At 63.5% G+C, this 13,594-nt stretch carries 14 protein-coding genes; 10 read left to right on the forward strand and 4 right to left on the reverse strand.

Translation table 11 applies throughout. The annotated features are described in order from the left end of the window. The first annotated feature begins 11 nt into the window (after nt 1-11). From NKH91_RS22175 to NKH91_RS22190, 4 genes are all read left to right on the forward strand, one after another. Nucleotides 12-1,454 (forward strand): methylmalonyl-CoA mutase subunit beta, encoded by a 1,443-nt coding sequence (locus NKH91_RS22175; protein WP_352885408.1) that lies wholly within the window; start codon nt 12-14, stop codon nt 1,452-1,454. Further along, entirely contained in the window at nt 1,451-3,574 is a 2,124-nt protein-coding gene (scpA, locus tag NKH91_RS22180) for a methylmalonyl-CoA mutase (protein ID WP_352848183.1), read from the forward strand. Before NKH91_RS22175 ends, scpA begins: the two co-directional genes overlap by 4 nt. Before the next feature lie 73 nt (nt 3,575-3,647). Then, the gene (locus NKH91_RS22185) at nt 3,648-3,869 is read left to right on the forward strand and encodes an AbrB/MazE/SpoVT family DNA-binding domain-containing protein (protein ID WP_095496758.1); all 222 of its coding nucleotides are present in this window, start codon (nt 3,648-3,650) and stop codon (nt 3,867-3,869) included. Beyond that, entirely contained in the window at nt 3,866-4,255 is a 390-nt protein-coding gene (locus tag NKH91_RS22190; RefSeq protein ID WP_352848180.1) for a type II toxin-antitoxin system death-on-curing family toxin, read from the forward strand. Before NKH91_RS22185 ends, NKH91_RS22190 begins: the two co-directional genes overlap by 4 nt. On the opposite strand, the gene NKH91_RS22195 is transcribed toward NKH91_RS22190, so the two are convergent. Both NKH91_RS22195 and NKH91_RS22200 read right to left on the reverse strand, forming a co-directional pair. Then, the gene (locus tag NKH91_RS22195; RefSeq protein WP_352848178.1) at nt 4,252-4,725 is read right to left on the reverse strand and encodes a GreA/GreB family elongation factor; all 474 of its coding nucleotides are present in this window, start codon (nt 4,723-4,725) and stop codon (nt 4,252-4,254) included. The genes NKH91_RS22190 and NKH91_RS22195 overlap by 4 nt on opposite strands. Nucleotides 4,726-4,799: 74 nt before the next feature. Next, nucleotides 4,800-5,678, reverse strand: coding sequence for a class I SAM-dependent methyltransferase (locus NKH91_RS22200; protein WP_352848175.1), 879 nt, complete (start codon nt 5,676-5,678; stop codon nt 4,800-4,802). Between NKH91_RS22200 and NKH91_RS22205 the strand changes: the two genes are divergently transcribed. Beyond that, nucleotides 5,678-6,424 carry a TetR/AcrR family transcriptional regulator gene (locus tag NKH91_RS22205; RefSeq protein WP_352848172.1) on the forward strand — a complete coding sequence of 249 codons (747 nt, stop codon included), beginning with the start codon at nt 5,678-5,680 and terminating at the stop codon, nt 6,422-6,424. The genes NKH91_RS22200 and NKH91_RS22205 overlap by 1 nt on opposite strands. A 153-nt stretch (nt 6,425-6,577) precedes the next feature. Next, nucleotides 6,578-7,954 carry a TIGR03808 family TAT-translocated repetitive protein gene (locus NKH91_RS22210; protein ID WP_023718428.1) on the forward strand — a complete coding sequence of 459 codons (1,377 nt, stop codon included), beginning with the start codon at nt 6,578-6,580 and terminating at the stop codon, nt 7,952-7,954. Here NKH91_RS22210 and NKH91_RS22215 read toward each other — a convergent pair. Both NKH91_RS22215 and NKH91_RS22220 read right to left on the reverse strand, forming a co-directional pair. Beyond that, nucleotides 7,947-8,951: an asparaginase gene (locus tag NKH91_RS22215; protein ID WP_023718429.1), complete on the reverse strand. Its 1,005-nt coding sequence runs from the start codon at nt 8,949-8,951 to the stop codon at nt 7,947-7,949. The genes NKH91_RS22210 and NKH91_RS22215 overlap by 8 nt on opposite strands. A gap of 130 nt (nt 8,952-9,081) precedes the next feature. Then, nucleotides 9,082-10,248 carry an acetyl-CoA acetyltransferase gene (locus NKH91_RS22220; RefSeq protein WP_023718430.1) on the reverse strand — a complete coding sequence of 389 codons (1,167 nt, stop codon included), beginning with the start codon at nt 10,246-10,248 and terminating at the stop codon, nt 9,082-9,084. On the opposite strand from NKH91_RS22220, the gene NKH91_RS22225 reads away from it, so the two are divergent. The 4 genes from NKH91_RS22225 to NKH91_RS22240 are packed head-to-tail and all read left to right on the forward strand — an operon-like array spanning nt 10,247 to nt 13,593. Next, nucleotides 10,247-10,426, forward strand: a complete 180-nt coding sequence (locus NKH91_RS22225) for a hypothetical protein (RefSeq protein ID WP_156948046.1) — start codon at nt 10,247-10,249, stop codon at nt 10,424-10,426. The genes NKH91_RS22220 and NKH91_RS22225 overlap by 2 nt on opposite strands. A gap of 43 nt (nt 10,427-10,469) precedes the next feature. Then, a complete protein-coding gene (betI, locus tag NKH91_RS22230; RefSeq protein ID WP_023718431.1) occupies nt 10,470-11,060 on the forward strand; it encodes a choline-binding transcriptional repressor BetI in 591 nt (196 codons plus the stop codon). Then, a complete protein-coding gene (gene betC, locus NKH91_RS22235; RefSeq protein WP_352848169.1) occupies nt 11,057-12,586 on the forward strand; it encodes a choline-sulfatase in 1,530 nt (509 codons plus the stop codon). The genes betI and betC overlap by 4 nt, the downstream gene beginning before the upstream one ends. Then, the gene (locus tag NKH91_RS22240) at nt 12,586-13,593 is read left to right on the forward strand and encodes a threonine/serine dehydratase family protein (RefSeq protein WP_502899019.1); all 1,008 of its coding nucleotides are present in this window, start codon (nt 12,586-12,588) and stop codon (nt 13,591-13,593) included. Before betC ends, NKH91_RS22240 begins: the two co-directional genes overlap by 1 nt. Nucleotide 13,594: the final 1 nt, after the last annotated feature.

Here is a 13,594-nt window from a genome sequence, read left to right on the forward strand (position 1 = left end):
GAGGAGAACGGATGGGCGCCGGTGCCTTGACCCATGATGCCGACCTTCCGAACGCCGACCGGCAACGATGGCTGGCGCTGGCGGAGAAAGCGCTGGCCGGCGGTTCCTTCGAGGAAAAGCTCGTCTCGCATACGGACGACGCCATCCGCATCGAGCCGCTCTACGAGCGTTCGGTCACCGCCGAGCCTGTCGTGCGCGCCAACCCGGGATCACCGTGGATCGTCAGCCAGCGTATCGACGATCCGGACATAGTCCGCGCCAGGGCACAGGCGCTGGAAGACGTCGCGCAGGGTGCTACCGGACTGTCGCTTGTCTTCGAAGGCGCGCCGAACGCCTTCGGCTATGGCTTGCCGAGGACGGCCGAGGCGCTGGAGGGCGTGCTCGACGGCGTGCCGCTCAACCGCATCCAGATCCGCATCGATGCCCATCCCTGGAGCCGCGCCGTGGCCGACTGGCTGGTGGCGTTCTTGACCAAGCGCCGCTCCGACCCGGCAAAGCTCAACCTCTCCTTCGGCATTGATCCGGCGGCGATATTTGCCGGGACCGGCAGGCTGCGCATGTCGATCGAAGCTTTGCAGGCATCGATGCCGCAGTCGCTGGCGCATTTCTTTTCGATGGGGGTGCCCGGCGTGCTGCTGGAAGCCGACGGGCGGGTGTTCCACAATGCCGGCGCAACCGAGGCGCAGGAGCTTGGCACGATGCTCGCCTCGGCAGTCTCCTATTTGAGGCTGTTCGAGAAGGCGCGCCAGCCGCTTGTCTATGCGGCGCCGCATATCGGTTTTGCGCTCAGCGTCGACCAGGACCAGTTCGTGTCGACGGCCAAGGTCAGGGCGTTACGGAGACTGTGGGCGCGTGTCCAGGAGGCCTGCTCGATACCGCCCTCCACCGCCAGCATCCATGCCGAAACCTCCTTCAGGATGATGACGGCGGCCGACCCGGAAACCAACATCCTGCGCACCACCATCGCCGCTTTTGCCGCTGCCGCCGGCGGAGCGGATTCGATCGCCATCCTGCCGCATACCATCGCGCACGGCCTGCCCGCGGGTTTTGCACGCCGCGTTGCCCGCAACGCGCAACTGATCATGGCCAATGAAAGCCACATCGACCACGTCGCCGATCCGGCTTGCGGTTCGGGCGCCGTCGAAGCCCTGACTGCGGAGCTCTGCGCGGCGGCCTGGCAGGAGTTCCAGCAGATCGAGGCGGAAGGCGGCGTGCTGACCAGCCTCGAACAAGGCCACGTCCAGAGACGCGTGCAGGCAGCTTCCGCCCGCCGCAACGCTGCCTACCAGGCGGGCGAACGGGCGATCGTCGGCACGACGCTGCACCCGTCGAAAACCGAGCGTCCGGTCGAGACGCTGGCGGCGGAGCGGCGGCCAGCCTTCACCGAAGGCGTTGCGGTGTGCGAGCCGCTGTTTCCGATCCGCATCGATCAGTCGATCGGAGCCGTACCATGATCCCCGATTTCAGCCAGATCGGCTGGTCGCCGCCACGGCGGGCGCCGGTCGAGGTCAAAGGCCAGCGGATGACGCCGGAAGGCATCGCCGTCAAGCATCTCTACAACCAGCGCGATCTCAAGGGCTTGCCGCATCTCGATACCTATCCGGGCCTGCCGCCCTTCGTGCGCGGCCCCTATCCGACGATGTATGTCCAGCAACCCTGGACGATCCGGCAATATGCCGGCTTCTCGACGGCCGAAGAGTCCAACGCCTTCTACCGGCGCAACCTTGCCGCCGGCCAGAAAGGCCTGTCGGTCGCCTTCGATCTCGCCACGCACCGCGGCTACGACAGCGACCATCCGCGCGTCGCTGGCGATGTCGGCATGGCCGGCGTCGCCATCGATTCCATTCTCGACATGCGCCAGCTGTTCGACGGCATCCCGCTTAACGAGATGACGGTATCGATGACGATGAACGGCGCGGTGCTGCCGATCATGGCGCTCTATATCGTCGCGGCGGAGGAACAGGGCGTTGCGCAGAAGGACCTCGCCGGGACCATTCAGAACGACATCCTGAAAGAGTTCATGGTGCGCAACACCTACATCTATCCGCCAAAACCTTCGATGCGGATCGTGTCGGACATTTTTTCCTACACGTCGAAGCACATGCCGAAGTTCAATTCGATCTCGATCTCCGGCTACCACATGCAGGAGGCGGGAGCGACGGCGGACCTCGAGCTCGCCTACACGATTGCAGACGGTATCGAATATGCCCGCGCCGGCGTCGCGGCCGGCCTCGACATCGACCGTTTCGCGCCGCGCCTTTCCTTCTTCTGGGCGATCGGCATGAATTTCTTCATGGAAGTCGCGAAGCTGAGAGCAGCGCGCCTTTTGTGGGCCAGCCTGATGCTGAAGAACTTTTCGCCGAAGGACGAGCGTTCGCTGTCTCTGCGCACCCATTGCCAGACTTCGGGCTGGTCGCTGACGGCGCAGGACCCCTACAACAACATCATCCGCACCATGATCGAGGCGATGGCGGCGACTCAAGGGCATACGCAGTCGCTGCACACCAATTCCTTCGACGAGGCAATGGCGCTGCCGACCGACCATTCGGCCCGCATCGCCCGCAACACACAGCTCATCCTGCAGAAGGAATCCGGCACGACGCGCATTATCGACCCGTGGGGCGGCTCCGCCTATGTCGAACGGTTGACGCATGACCTGGCGGCGCGTGCGCTTGCGCATATCGAGGAGGTCGAGAGCCTCGGCGGCATGGCCGCGGCGATCGAAAAGGGCCTACCGAAGCTGCGCATCGAAGAGGCTGCCGCGCGCACCCAGGCGCGCATCGATTCCGGCGAACAGATCGTGGTCGGCGTCAATGCCCACCAGCCCGGGACGGACATCGATGTCGACGTGCTGAGGATCGACAATGCCGAGGTCAGGGCACGGCAATTGTCGAAGCTGCAGCGGCTGAAAGGCACGCGTGACGTCGCCGCCGTCGAGAGCGCGCTCCATGCGCTTACCCGTGCTGCCGGGAGTAACGGAAACCTGCTGGAATTCGCCATCCGGGCCGCACGCGCCAACGCCACGGTCGGCGAGATTTCGCTGGCGCTGGAAAAGGTTTTCGGCCGCCATGTCGCCTCGGTGCAGACGATCTCCGGCGTCTATCGCAACGCGCTCGGCGACAATCCGGTGGTCGACCGGCTGCAGGACAAGATCGTGGCGTTCGAGGAAAAGTCCGGCGGCAAGCCGCGCATTCTGGTCGCCAAGATGGGGCAAGACGGCCATGATCGCGGCCAGAAAGTGATCGCCACCGCCTTTGCCGACCTAGGCTTCGACGTCACCGTCGGGCCGATGTTCCAGACGCCGGACGAGATCGCCAGGCTGGCCGTCGAGCATGACGTGCACATCGTCGGCGCCTCGTCGCTGGCTGCGGGCCATTTGACGCTTATTCCCGAACTCAAACATGCGCTGAAGAAGCTCGGCCGCGACGACATGCTGATCGTCGCCGGCGGCGTCATTCCACCGCAGGATTACGACGCAGTCCGGCAGGCAGGCGCCACTGAAATTTTCCCGCCCGGCACGGTCATCCCGGAAGCGGCGGACCGGCTGATGGACCGGCTGCTGCAGGTTGGCTGACGCTTTGTTATAATGTCTGTTGTAACGAGAAACACGCTGAGTTATAATCAGCGTTGCAACAGGATGTCTTCCCATGAACACGACCATTCGCAAGATCGGCAATTCCGAAGGCGTGATCCTGCCGAGGGAGCTTCTCGACCGCCTGAACCTGAAGGCTGGCGACCAGCTTCAAATCGTCGAAACAGGTGACGGCCTTGCGCTGAAGCCGGTGGACGACAGCTTCGAGCGGCAAATGAAAGCCGCCCGCGAGGTGATGGACAAATACAAGGTCGCGCTTCAGAAGCTCGCCGAATGAGCTGGGAGTTTCTGACGCGGCGTGCAATCGAAGCGATGCACGCGGAGCAGTTGCGCCGACACGGCGGAGCACAAGGCTTGAGGGATGAAAATGCCCTTGAATCGGCGCTCGCCCGCGCCGAGAACAAGGCCAACTACGGAGATCCGTCGATTGAAGATCTCGCTGCTGCCTCCGTCTTCGGCATCGCCCGGAACCACGCCTTTGTCGACGGCAACAAGCGCACCGCTATTGTCGCGGCTGGCGCATTTCTGATCGTTAACGGTTATGCCCTGACGGCTGACAACGGCACGGTCTACGAATTCGTCATGGGCGTTACCGCCGGCGAGATCAACGAGGCTGGTGCCGCGGCGTTCTTCCGAGACCATGTCGTCAAGATCGAGGCCTAACTGGTAGTCAGCTTGACGATTTCCCACTCCTTGCCGTTCACCACGGCAATTTCGCCGACCCTCTTGCCATACAAGGCCAAGGCCATCGGCGAAACATGGGAAATTGTGCCCTTGGCCGGATCGGCCTCATCCTCGCCGACGATCTTCCAATGTACCTTTTTGCCGTCATCGCCTTCCAGCGTGACGCCCATGCCGAAGCGAACAAGGTCGCTACCCGGCTCCGGCACGGAAAGCTCGGCGCTTTCACGCCGCGCGGTCCAATAGCGCAGGTCGCGCGAGATGAGCGCGATGCGCTCGCGGTCGGCCCTCTTCTCCGCTCTGCCCAGTTCATCGCGCAGGGCAGCCAGTTCGGCATCGATCAGCGTCAGGCCGCGTTCCGTCACCAGATTGCGGTGATGGCTGATCGGCCGCTCGCCGATGCCGGCGATGGCGTTTTCGCTGTCTTCCTCGCGGGTGAAGGCCCTGCTCATCCGACGAACTTAGGCTTGGAATGGCGACTCCACAAGCCATTGCTGATGAAGAGGATGGAGACGAAAATCTGGGTTCAATACCCGACGTTAGACAGCCGCTTGGGGTCCGGCTGCGCAATTAGATAGCGGAGCCGCTTGGTTCCGACGTCGCCTCGCTCAACGATATTGAAGCCGAGCCGGCCGAGATCCGCTGCGATTTTGTCCAAATCGACGTAACCATGCCGGTGGAGCCGAAACGTGCTCTTCTGGCGCGGCGGTTTTGCAAAATCGACGATAAGCACGCGACCGCCCGGCTTCAGGACGCGGAAGGCTTCTCTGCCAAAATCCTCGCGGCCCTTCTTTGGAAGATGGTGGAACATCAGCGTGCTGAGGACGACATCAAATTCCCCATCCTTGAAAGGCAGTTCCTGAGCGGTGGCGGTCGAGAACCCGACTTGTAGCCCGGCTCGCCGGGCCTTTGCCGTCGCGCGCGCAACCATTTCGGCGGAGGCGTCGACGCCGTGCACGCGCCCCTCCGGCGCCACTTTTTGTCTGGCAAGGAGCGCGGTGGTGCCGGTGCCGCACCCGACGTCCAGGACCACTTCTCCCGGTTTCAGCTCCGCAAAGCTTAATATCCTTTCGCGAAAAGCACGCTCGCGACCGAAGGTCAGAAGCCACGCCAGCATATCGTACAGGGCGGCGGAATGAAGCGTGATGCCGACATGCGGCGCCTTCTCCTCGCCGGCGGCCGGTCTGCGGTCCTTGGCGGACAGCCGCCCGTGAGCGCTTTGCCAAATCAATAGGCTTGCGATCACGACGAGTACCCCAGCATGAAGCAAAAGGACGGGAATTCCCAAGGAAAAGACCGCATTTGCCTGTCCCACCGAGAAAAATGCCGCAAGCACCACGGCCACTTTGACGAGCGCGACTAGCGCATGCCCGCCAACTATTGTTCCAAAAAGGCGTTGGTGCATTGCTTTATCTCCTGTCAGCCGGCCTCGCGCTGGGCCTTCCGCAAGAGCATATGATACTGGACAGTGTGTCCAGTATCAGTTTTACTGGCCACGTCGCACCGGCGCGCCCAATACTGGACAGTTTGGTGTCTTATGACCGGAAAAGGATGTTGCCGATGCCAGCCGGATCGATCGACCGGCGGGTCGCCAGGACCCGCAGCCGACTGCAGCAGGCGCTTTTCAGACTGACCGCCGAGAAGGGGTATACGGCGATCACGGTCGAGGATATCTGCAGGGAAGCCGATGTCGGCCGCTCGACTTTCTACACACACTATCCCGACAAGGACCGCTTGAGGAAAGCAACGACCGACGACCATCTGATGACCTTGCAGGCACACGGTGCCGAACGCCATTCGCAGCGAAACGCCAAGGGCTTTTCCTTCAGCGGTCCGGTGTTCGAGCATGCTCATGCCACGCGGGAGATGCACCGTGCGCTGATGGGCGGGAAAAAGCGCGAAATGCCAGAAGAGATCCGCGGCTGGATAAGCAGGCAGGTTCGACATGAATTGGCGAATATCCAAGGTGATCAAGGCGGGGCCAGACTTGAGATCGCCACACGCTTCATCGTTGGCGCGTTCTTTGAAGTGATGCACTGGTGGCTTGAGAGGGATACGAAGCTGTCCCCCGCGGAGATCGACCAGACATTCGTGCAACTTGCCTTCAACGGGGTAAATGCGGTGTTCGCCGAGCCAACGAGGATCGAATAGAGGTCAAAAGGGGCTTCGTTTGATCGCCCACAGAAGGGCCGAAAGCGATATTCCGTCCTGGCTGGCAAGCTTCAGATTTTCACCACGAGTTCGACCGGGCTAGTCTGGCACGAATCCTGCGACATGATCTTTGAACACCAGGGATCTGTGCCGATGTTGAACAGAAGAACGCTGCTTACGCAGACCGCCGGCTTTGCCGTCATGGGGCTTTCGCTCGGCAAGGCAGCGGCGGAAAACCTGCACGGCATCGACAAAGCCGCGATGCGCGGGGCGATCAATGCGACCGATCTCGGCGTCCGGCCCGGCGCGCTTGAGGACCAGAGCAAGGCTTTCACCAAGCTGCTGCGCGAAGCGCACGTTCGCGACATGCCGGTGTTCCTGCCGCCGGGGACCTATATCGTTTCCAACCTGTCGCTGCCCGGCCGCGTGCGCCTGTCCGGCGTGGCGGGCGCATCGCGGATCGTCTATGGCGGCAACGGCCATCTCATCATGGCGGAACAGGCCGAGCATATCGTACTCAGTGGACTGGTGTTCGACGGCAGCAACCACTGGATGGGCGATTATACGCAAGGCCTGCTCGATCTGCGCCGCATCGCCCATCTCGTCGTCGACAATTGCCAGCTTACCGGCAGCGGCAAGAACGGTCTGGCGCTCGAACACGCCTCGGGCCGTATCGAACGCTCGGAGATATCCGATGCGGCCGATGCCGGCATCTATTCGGTCGAGGCCGATGGCCTGGAAATATCAGGCAATAGCGTCTCCGACTGCGCCAATGGCGGCATTCTGGTGCACCGCTGGCAGGCGGCGGAAGATGGTACCATCGTCAGCGGCAACCGCGTCGAACGCATCCAGGCGCGCAGCGGCGGAACCGGCCAGAACGGCAACGGCATCAATGCCTTCCGCGCCGGCAATGTCATCATCTCCGGCAATATTGTTTCGGATTGCGCGTTTTCGGCTATCCGCGCCAACAGTGCCAGCAATTTGCAGATCACCGGCAACACCTGCTCGCGCTCGGGCGAAACAGCCGTGTATTCCGAATTCTCATTCGAAGGCGCCATCATCAGCAACAACATCGTCGATAGTGCTGCGAACGGTATTTCGATCGTCAATTTCAACGAAGGCGGCCGCATGGGGGTCTGCTCCGGCAACATCGTCCGCAACCTGTCGACCAGCGGCCCCTACCCTGCCGATGCGCCCGGCTTCGGCGTCGGCATCAGCGTCGAGGCAGACACCACCGTTTCCGGCAATGTCGTTGAGAATGCGCCGCTCTACGGCATGCAGATCGGCTGGGGACCGTTCATGCGCAATGTGGTCGCCACGGGAAACGTCATCCGCAAGGCCGGAACCGGCATCGTCGTCACCGTGGTCGAAGGTGCCGGGACGGCAATCATCTCCGACAATGTCATCGACGGAGTCCAGAACGGCGCGATCGTCGGCCAGCGCTGGGCCGAGCCGGTGACCGGCGACCTCGCCGCGTCAGGCAATGCCGGCTATGCGCATTTGACCGTCGAGCGCAATCACGTCAGTTGAGGGCGGCGGTGGGCCGGAGCGCGCCGACTTTGGCGCCGATCCGGCTTTCGATAGGCGGATTTGCCTGTTCGATCAGCTTTGCCGCCAGCGGCTGGTCTGCGTGCAAAAGCTTTAACAGCACGGCCGCGAGCATGACTTCAGTTGCGCGGCCGGCGCCGTCGTCGCATTTCAGCGCGATGCCAAGGCCAAGCTCTGGAAGGGCGGCACAATGGACGCCCTCGGCGCCCCCCTTGGCAAAGATCCGGCCAGGCGCGGCCTCCATCATCGCGACGTCGGACCTGCCAGTGCCGGCGACGAAAAACGGCTCGGCCATGCAGGCGGAAAGCAGCCGCTTCGCCGCCCGGGCGCGCACCGGCTCGAAGCTGGCGCCTGTCGCCATGCGGGCAAAGCCAAGCGCAAAGCTGCGCAGCGGCACGGCATAGGTCGGAATCGAGCAACCGTCAGTGCCACGGTGATCGGCGTCATGGGCAGCACCGGTCACCGCCTGCATCGCTTCGCGCACCATCTCCTGCGAAGCATGGCCAGCCTTGACGTAACCGCGATGGGCGATGCCGCTGTGAACGCAGGTGCATAGGAAGCCTGAGTGCTTGCCGGAACAATTGTTGTGCAGCGCGTTCGGCACGCTGCCGGCGCGGGCAAGCGCCAGCGTCGCCCCATGGCTCGACGGCCAATGCGCGCCGCATTCGAGTGCCGTCTCGTCCAGGCCGGCCTTCGCCAGCATAGCCCTCGCGAGCTCGACATGTGGCGGCTCGCCGGAATGCGAGGCGCAGGCCAGTGCCAGCTCCCGGTCACCGAAGCCGTAGCCATCGGCAGCGCCGCTCTCGACCAGCGGCAACGCCTGGATCGCCTTGACCGCCGAACGCGGGAACACCGGTTGTGCCGTGTCGCCGATCTCCCAGACAGGCTTGCCGTCGGCGTCGAAGACGGCAACAGCGCCGCGATGCGCGCTCTCGACGATAGCGCCGCGCAAAACTTCGACCAGAACCGGATTTGTCATGAATTCCCCGCTAGCGCATGATCTCGAAACTCGGAATCAATTTTCGAAAAGGATCATGCGCAAAATCAAAGCGATATAGCGCCCTTTTGCGCGCGCGAAGCGGCGCGCGCGCTGTAATGCGGGGCCGCTTTTATCTGATCCGGTCGAGAATGGAAACGTAGTTGGCGACCGCCGCGCCGCCCATGTTGAAGATGCCGCCGAGCTTTGCTCCCGGCACCTGGATGCCGCCCGCCTCGCCGACGAGTTGCATGGCGGTAAGCACATGCATCGATACGCCGGTGGCACCGATCGGGTGGCCCTTGGCCTTCAGCCCGCCGGACGGATTGACCGGCAGCCTTCCGCCTTTCGCCGTATCGCCATCCAAGGCCAGCTTGGCGCCCTCGCCCGGCTTGGCCAGGCCCATCGCCTCATACTCGATCAGCTCGGCGATGGTGAAACAGTCATGCGTCTCGACGAAGGACAGGTCGCCGAGCGTCACGCCGGCCTGCTTCAGCGCCTGATTCCAGGCCTGCTCGCAACCTTCGAACGCGAGGATGTCGCGCTTCGACATCGGCAGGAAATCCTGCACATGCTCATTGGCGCGGAAGGCGACGGCGCGGCGCATCTTCAGCGCCGTCGCCGTGTCGGCGAGGACAAGGGCGGCGGCGCCGTCCGAAACCAGCGAGCAGTCTGTGCGCTTCAGCGGACCGGCGACGAAGGGGTTTTTTTCGCTTTCCTGCCGGCAGAACTCGTAGCCGAAATCCTTGCGCATCTGCGCGTAGGGATTGTCGACGCCGTTCTTATGGTTCTTGGCGGCGATCATCGCCAGCGCATCCGACTGGTCGCCGTAGCGCTGGAAATAGGCTTGAGCGATCTTGCCGAAGACGCCAGCGAAGCCTGCCGGCGTGTCACCATCCTCCGGCAGATACGAGGCCTTGAGCAGGTTCTTGCCGATCTCAGGACCGGGCGTCGTCGTCATCTGCTCGGCGCCGACCACCAGCACGATACGGGCGGCATTTGCGTCGATGGCGCGGATGCCTTGCCTGACCGCCGCCGAGCCGGTGGCGCAGGCGTTCTCGACGCGGGTCGCCGGCTTGAAGCGCAGCCGGTCGTCTGCCTGGAGGACCAGGCTCGCGGTGAAATCCTGGGCGGAAAACCCGGCGTTGAAGTGGCCGAGCACGATCTCGTCGACGTCATCTGGACCGATGCCGGCATGATCGAGCGCCTCGACCGCCACCTTGGTGATCAGGCCCTCCAGCGTCTCGCCTTCGAGCTTGCCGAAGCGCGAATGCGCCCAACCGACGATGCATGCTGTCATGGCGATCCCCATCCTGCAGGCCCGGCTGCGCGATGTCGCGGCCGCTCGGCATTGTTCAAGGATGAACCGTTCCGCCGGTTTCGTGAAGGGGCCAGAACCGCACAATCGCTTGATCTTGATATCTGGTCATAACGCCTGGCATTTGCCAGCAAATCAGGCTGAATTTTTTGTTGATTGATGCGTCAATAAAAAATAAACTTACCCAACAGGCCGGAGCAAGAATGCCGAAACTCGGAATGGAGCCGTTGCGCCGCAAGGCGCTCATCGACGCAACGATCTCGGCGATCGGCGAGCGCGGTTCGCTTGATGTCACGATGTCGGAAATCGCCGGGCGCGCCGGCGTGTCCTCGGCGCTTGCCCACCATTATTTCGGCGCCAAGGACGAATTGCTGTTGGCGACGATGCGGCACATCCTGAGCGGGCTCACCGCCGATACGCGGCGCGCGCTTCGCACGGCCGGCACGGCGCGCCAGCGCGTCTCGGCAGTGGTCGCGGTCAATTTCTCCGACGTCCAGTTCCAGCCGGAAACGATCGCCGCCTGGCTCGCCTTCTATGTCGAGGCGCAGAAATCGGCAGCACTTCGCCGGCTGCTCAAGGTCTATGCACGGCGGCTGCATTCCAATCTGCTCAGCGGGCTGACCGGCATCCTGCCGAGAAGCGAGGCCGACCGGGTTGCCGAAGCGACGGCGGCGCTGATCGACGGGCTCTATATCAGGCGCGCGCTGAAGGACGGCGTGCCCGATGCCGCGACCGCGATCGCACTGGTTGAGGACTATCTCGAAATGAAGCTTAGCGGACGGCAGAAGCAGTGACATCCAAGCGACCCAACATCCTGATCGTTATGGTCGATCAGCTCAACGGAACGCTGTTTCCAGACGGGCCGGCAGACTTCCTGCACGCGCCGCATCTGAAGGCGCTCGCCGCGCGTTCGGCGCGTTTTTGCAACAACTACACGGCCTCGCCGCTCTGCGCGCCGGGCCGCGCCGCATTCATGAGCGGCCAATTGCCGTCACGCACCGGGGTCTATGACAACGCCGCCGAATTCACCTCGTCGATCCCGACCTTTGCCCATCATCTGCGCGCCGCCGGCTATCACACCTGCCTCTCCGGCAAGATGCATTTCGTCGGGCCGGACCAGTTGCACGGCTTCGAGGAACGGCTGACTACCGACATCTATCCGGCCGATTTCGGCTGGACGCCGGACTATCGCAAGCCCGGCGAGCGGATCGACTGGTGGTATCACAATCTGGGCTCAGTGAGCGGTGCCGGAACTGCCGAAATCACCAACCAGCTGGAATATGACGACGAGGTCGCCTTCCATGCGGTGCAGAAGCTCTACGATCTTGCCCGCGTCTCCGACGACGTCGCACATCGGCCCTGGTGCTTGACGGTTTCCTTCACCCATCCGCACGATCCCTACGTCGCACGGCGGCGCTACTGGGACCTCTACGAGGATTGCCCGGCGCTCGAGCCCGAGATCGGCTTCATTCCCTACGACAGGCAGGACCCGCATTCGCAGCGGCTCTACCGCGCCAGCGACTATGATAGTTTTGACATCACCGCGGAGCAGATCCGCCGCGCGCGGCGCGGCTATTTCGCCAATATCTCCTATCTCGACGACAAGCTCGGCGAGTTGCTGTCGGTGCTCGAGCGCACGCACATGCTCGACGGCACGGTCATCCTGTTCTGCTCGGACCACGGCGACATGCTCGGCGAGCGCGGCCTGTGGTTCAAGATGTGCTTCTTCGAAGGTTCGGCGCGGGTGCCGCTGATGATCGCCGGCAAGAGCATACACACCGGGCTGATCGACACGCCGGTCTCCAACCTCGACGTGACGCCGACGCTTTGCGATCTCGCCGGCATCGACATCAGCGCGATTGCGCCGTGGACCGACGGCCAGTCGCTACTGCCGCTGCTGAACGGAAGGAAACGCTCCGCGCCGGTGCTGATGGAATATGCAGCCGAAGGCTCGAACGCGCCGATGGTGGCGATGCGCGAGGGCCGCTACAAATTCATCCATTGCGAGATCGATCCGCCGCAACTGTTTGATCTTGAATCGGATCCGCTGGAATTGACCAACCTCGCCGCCGATCCGGCCAATGCGGCTTTGGTGGCGGCTTTCACCGGCAAGGTGCGGGAGCGCTGGGACATGGCGGCGTTCGATGCCGCGGTGCGTGCCAGCCAGGCACGCCGCTGGGTGGTCTACCCGGCGCTGCGCAACGGCACCCACTACCCTTGGGAATTCCAGCCGCTGCAGAAAGCATCGGAGCGCTACATGCGCAATCACATGAACCTCGACCTGCTCGAAGAGCAGAAGCGCTTTCCGCGAGGCAAATGATGGCAGACAGTCTCGTCCCCTCGCTCGACCATCTCAGGCAGGCCTATGCCGCCACCTCCAAGGCGACGCAGATCACGCCGCTGCTGGAATCGGCGGCACTCGCCCGCGAGACCGGCGCCGCCCGCTTCTTCGTCAAGGCCGAGTCGCTGCAATGGGCAGGATCGTTCAAGGTGCGCGGCGCCTACTGGCGGCTGAAGCGGCTGTCGCCTGACGAAGCCAAAAAGGGCGTCGTCGCCTATTCCTCCGGCAATTTCGCGCAAGGGCTGGCGGCGGCGGGCCAGGCGCTCGGCATTCCTGTCACCATCGTCATGCCGATCGACGCGCCGGCCGCCAAGCGCGACGCCACATCGGGCTACGGCGCGCACGTCGTGCTGACCGACCATGGCGAGCGCGCGCGTGAGGAAGTCGCTGCCGCCAGGGCGCGCGAGATCGCCGCGAGCGAAGGCCTGGCGCTGCTGCACCCGTTCGACGATCCGGAGATCGTCGCCGGCCAGGCCGGTGCCGGGCTGGAGGCACTCGACCAGCTCGCCGCCAGGCAAACCGAGGCCGATCTCTTGTTCTGCTCGGTCGGCGGCGGCGGCCTGATCGGCGGTGTTTCGCTGGCCTTCCACTACCTGTCGCCAGCCACGAAGATCATCGGCGTCGAGCCGGAAGGTTTTGACGGCATGGGCTCGTCGCTGGCACATGGCGCCATCGAAACCATGCCGATCGGGCCGAAATCGATCTGCGACGGGCTGATGTCGCGGCGGCCTGGCGACGCGCCGTTCGCAGCGGTGAAGACCGCCGGCGTTCGCGGCGTCACCGTCGACGATGCTTCGGTGCGGCGCGCTATGCGGATCGCCTTCGAGCGGCTGAAGCTGGTGCTCGAGCCTTCGGGCGCTGCTTCACTCGCGGCGTTGCTCGGCGGCAAGGTCGACGTGACCGGCAAGACCGTTCTCGTAGTGGCAACCGGCGGCAACGTCTCGCTGGCCGATTTCACTGCGCATATGAACCATGGGCGCGCATGAA

The organism is Mesorhizobium sp. M0894 (genome assembly GCF_040319725.1).
GTDB lineage: Bacteria > Pseudomonadota > Alphaproteobacteria > Rhizobiales > Rhizobiaceae > Mesorhizobium.

Excerpts from the sequence above, each read along its gene's own strand:
- NKH91_RS22215 (WP_023718429.1), bottom strand. The coding sequence starts at position 8,951 with ATGACAAATCCGGTTCTGGTCGAAGTTTTGCGCGGCGCTATCGTCGAG.
- NKH91_RS22185 (WP_095496758.1), top strand. The coding sequence starts at position 3,648 with ATGAACACGACCATTCGCAAGATCGGCAATTCCGAAGGCGTGATCCTG.
- betI (WP_023718431.1), top strand. The coding sequence starts at position 10,470 with ATGCCGAAACTCGGAATGGAGCCGTTGCGCCGCAAGGCGCTCATCGAC.
- NKH91_RS22200 (WP_352848175.1), bottom strand. The coding sequence starts at position 5,678 with ATGCACCAACGCCTTTTTGGAACAATAGTTGGCGGGCATGCGCTAGTC.
- scpA (WP_352848183.1), top strand. The coding sequence starts at position 1,451 with ATGATCCCCGATTTCAGCCAGATCGGCTGGTCGCCGCCACGGCGGGCG.
- NKH91_RS22175 (WP_352885408.1), top strand. The coding sequence starts at position 12 with ATGGGCGCCGGTGCCTTGACCCATGATGCCGACCTTCCGAACGCCGAC.
- NKH91_RS22210 (WP_023718428.1), top strand. The coding sequence starts at position 6,578 with ATGTTGAACAGAAGAACGCTGCTTACGCAGACCGCCGGCTTTGCCGTC.
- NKH91_RS22240 (WP_502899019.1), top strand. The coding sequence starts at position 12,586 with ATGGCAGACAGTCTCGTCCCCTCGCTCGACCATCTCAGGCAGGCCTAT.
- NKH91_RS22190 (WP_352848180.1), top strand. The coding sequence starts at position 3,866 with ATGAGCTGGGAGTTTCTGACGCGGCGTGCAATCGAAGCGATGCACGCG.
- NKH91_RS22220 (WP_023718430.1), bottom strand. The coding sequence starts at position 10,248 with ATGACAGCATGCATCGTCGGTTGGGCGCATTCGCGCTTCGGCAAGCTC.
- NKH91_RS22195 (WP_352848178.1), bottom strand. The coding sequence starts at position 4,725 with ATGAGCAGGGCCTTCACCCGCGAGGAAGACAGCGAAAACGCCATCGCC.
- NKH91_RS22225 (WP_156948046.1), top strand. The coding sequence starts at position 10,247 with ATGGCGATCCCCATCCTGCAGGCCCGGCTGCGCGATGTCGCGGCCGCT.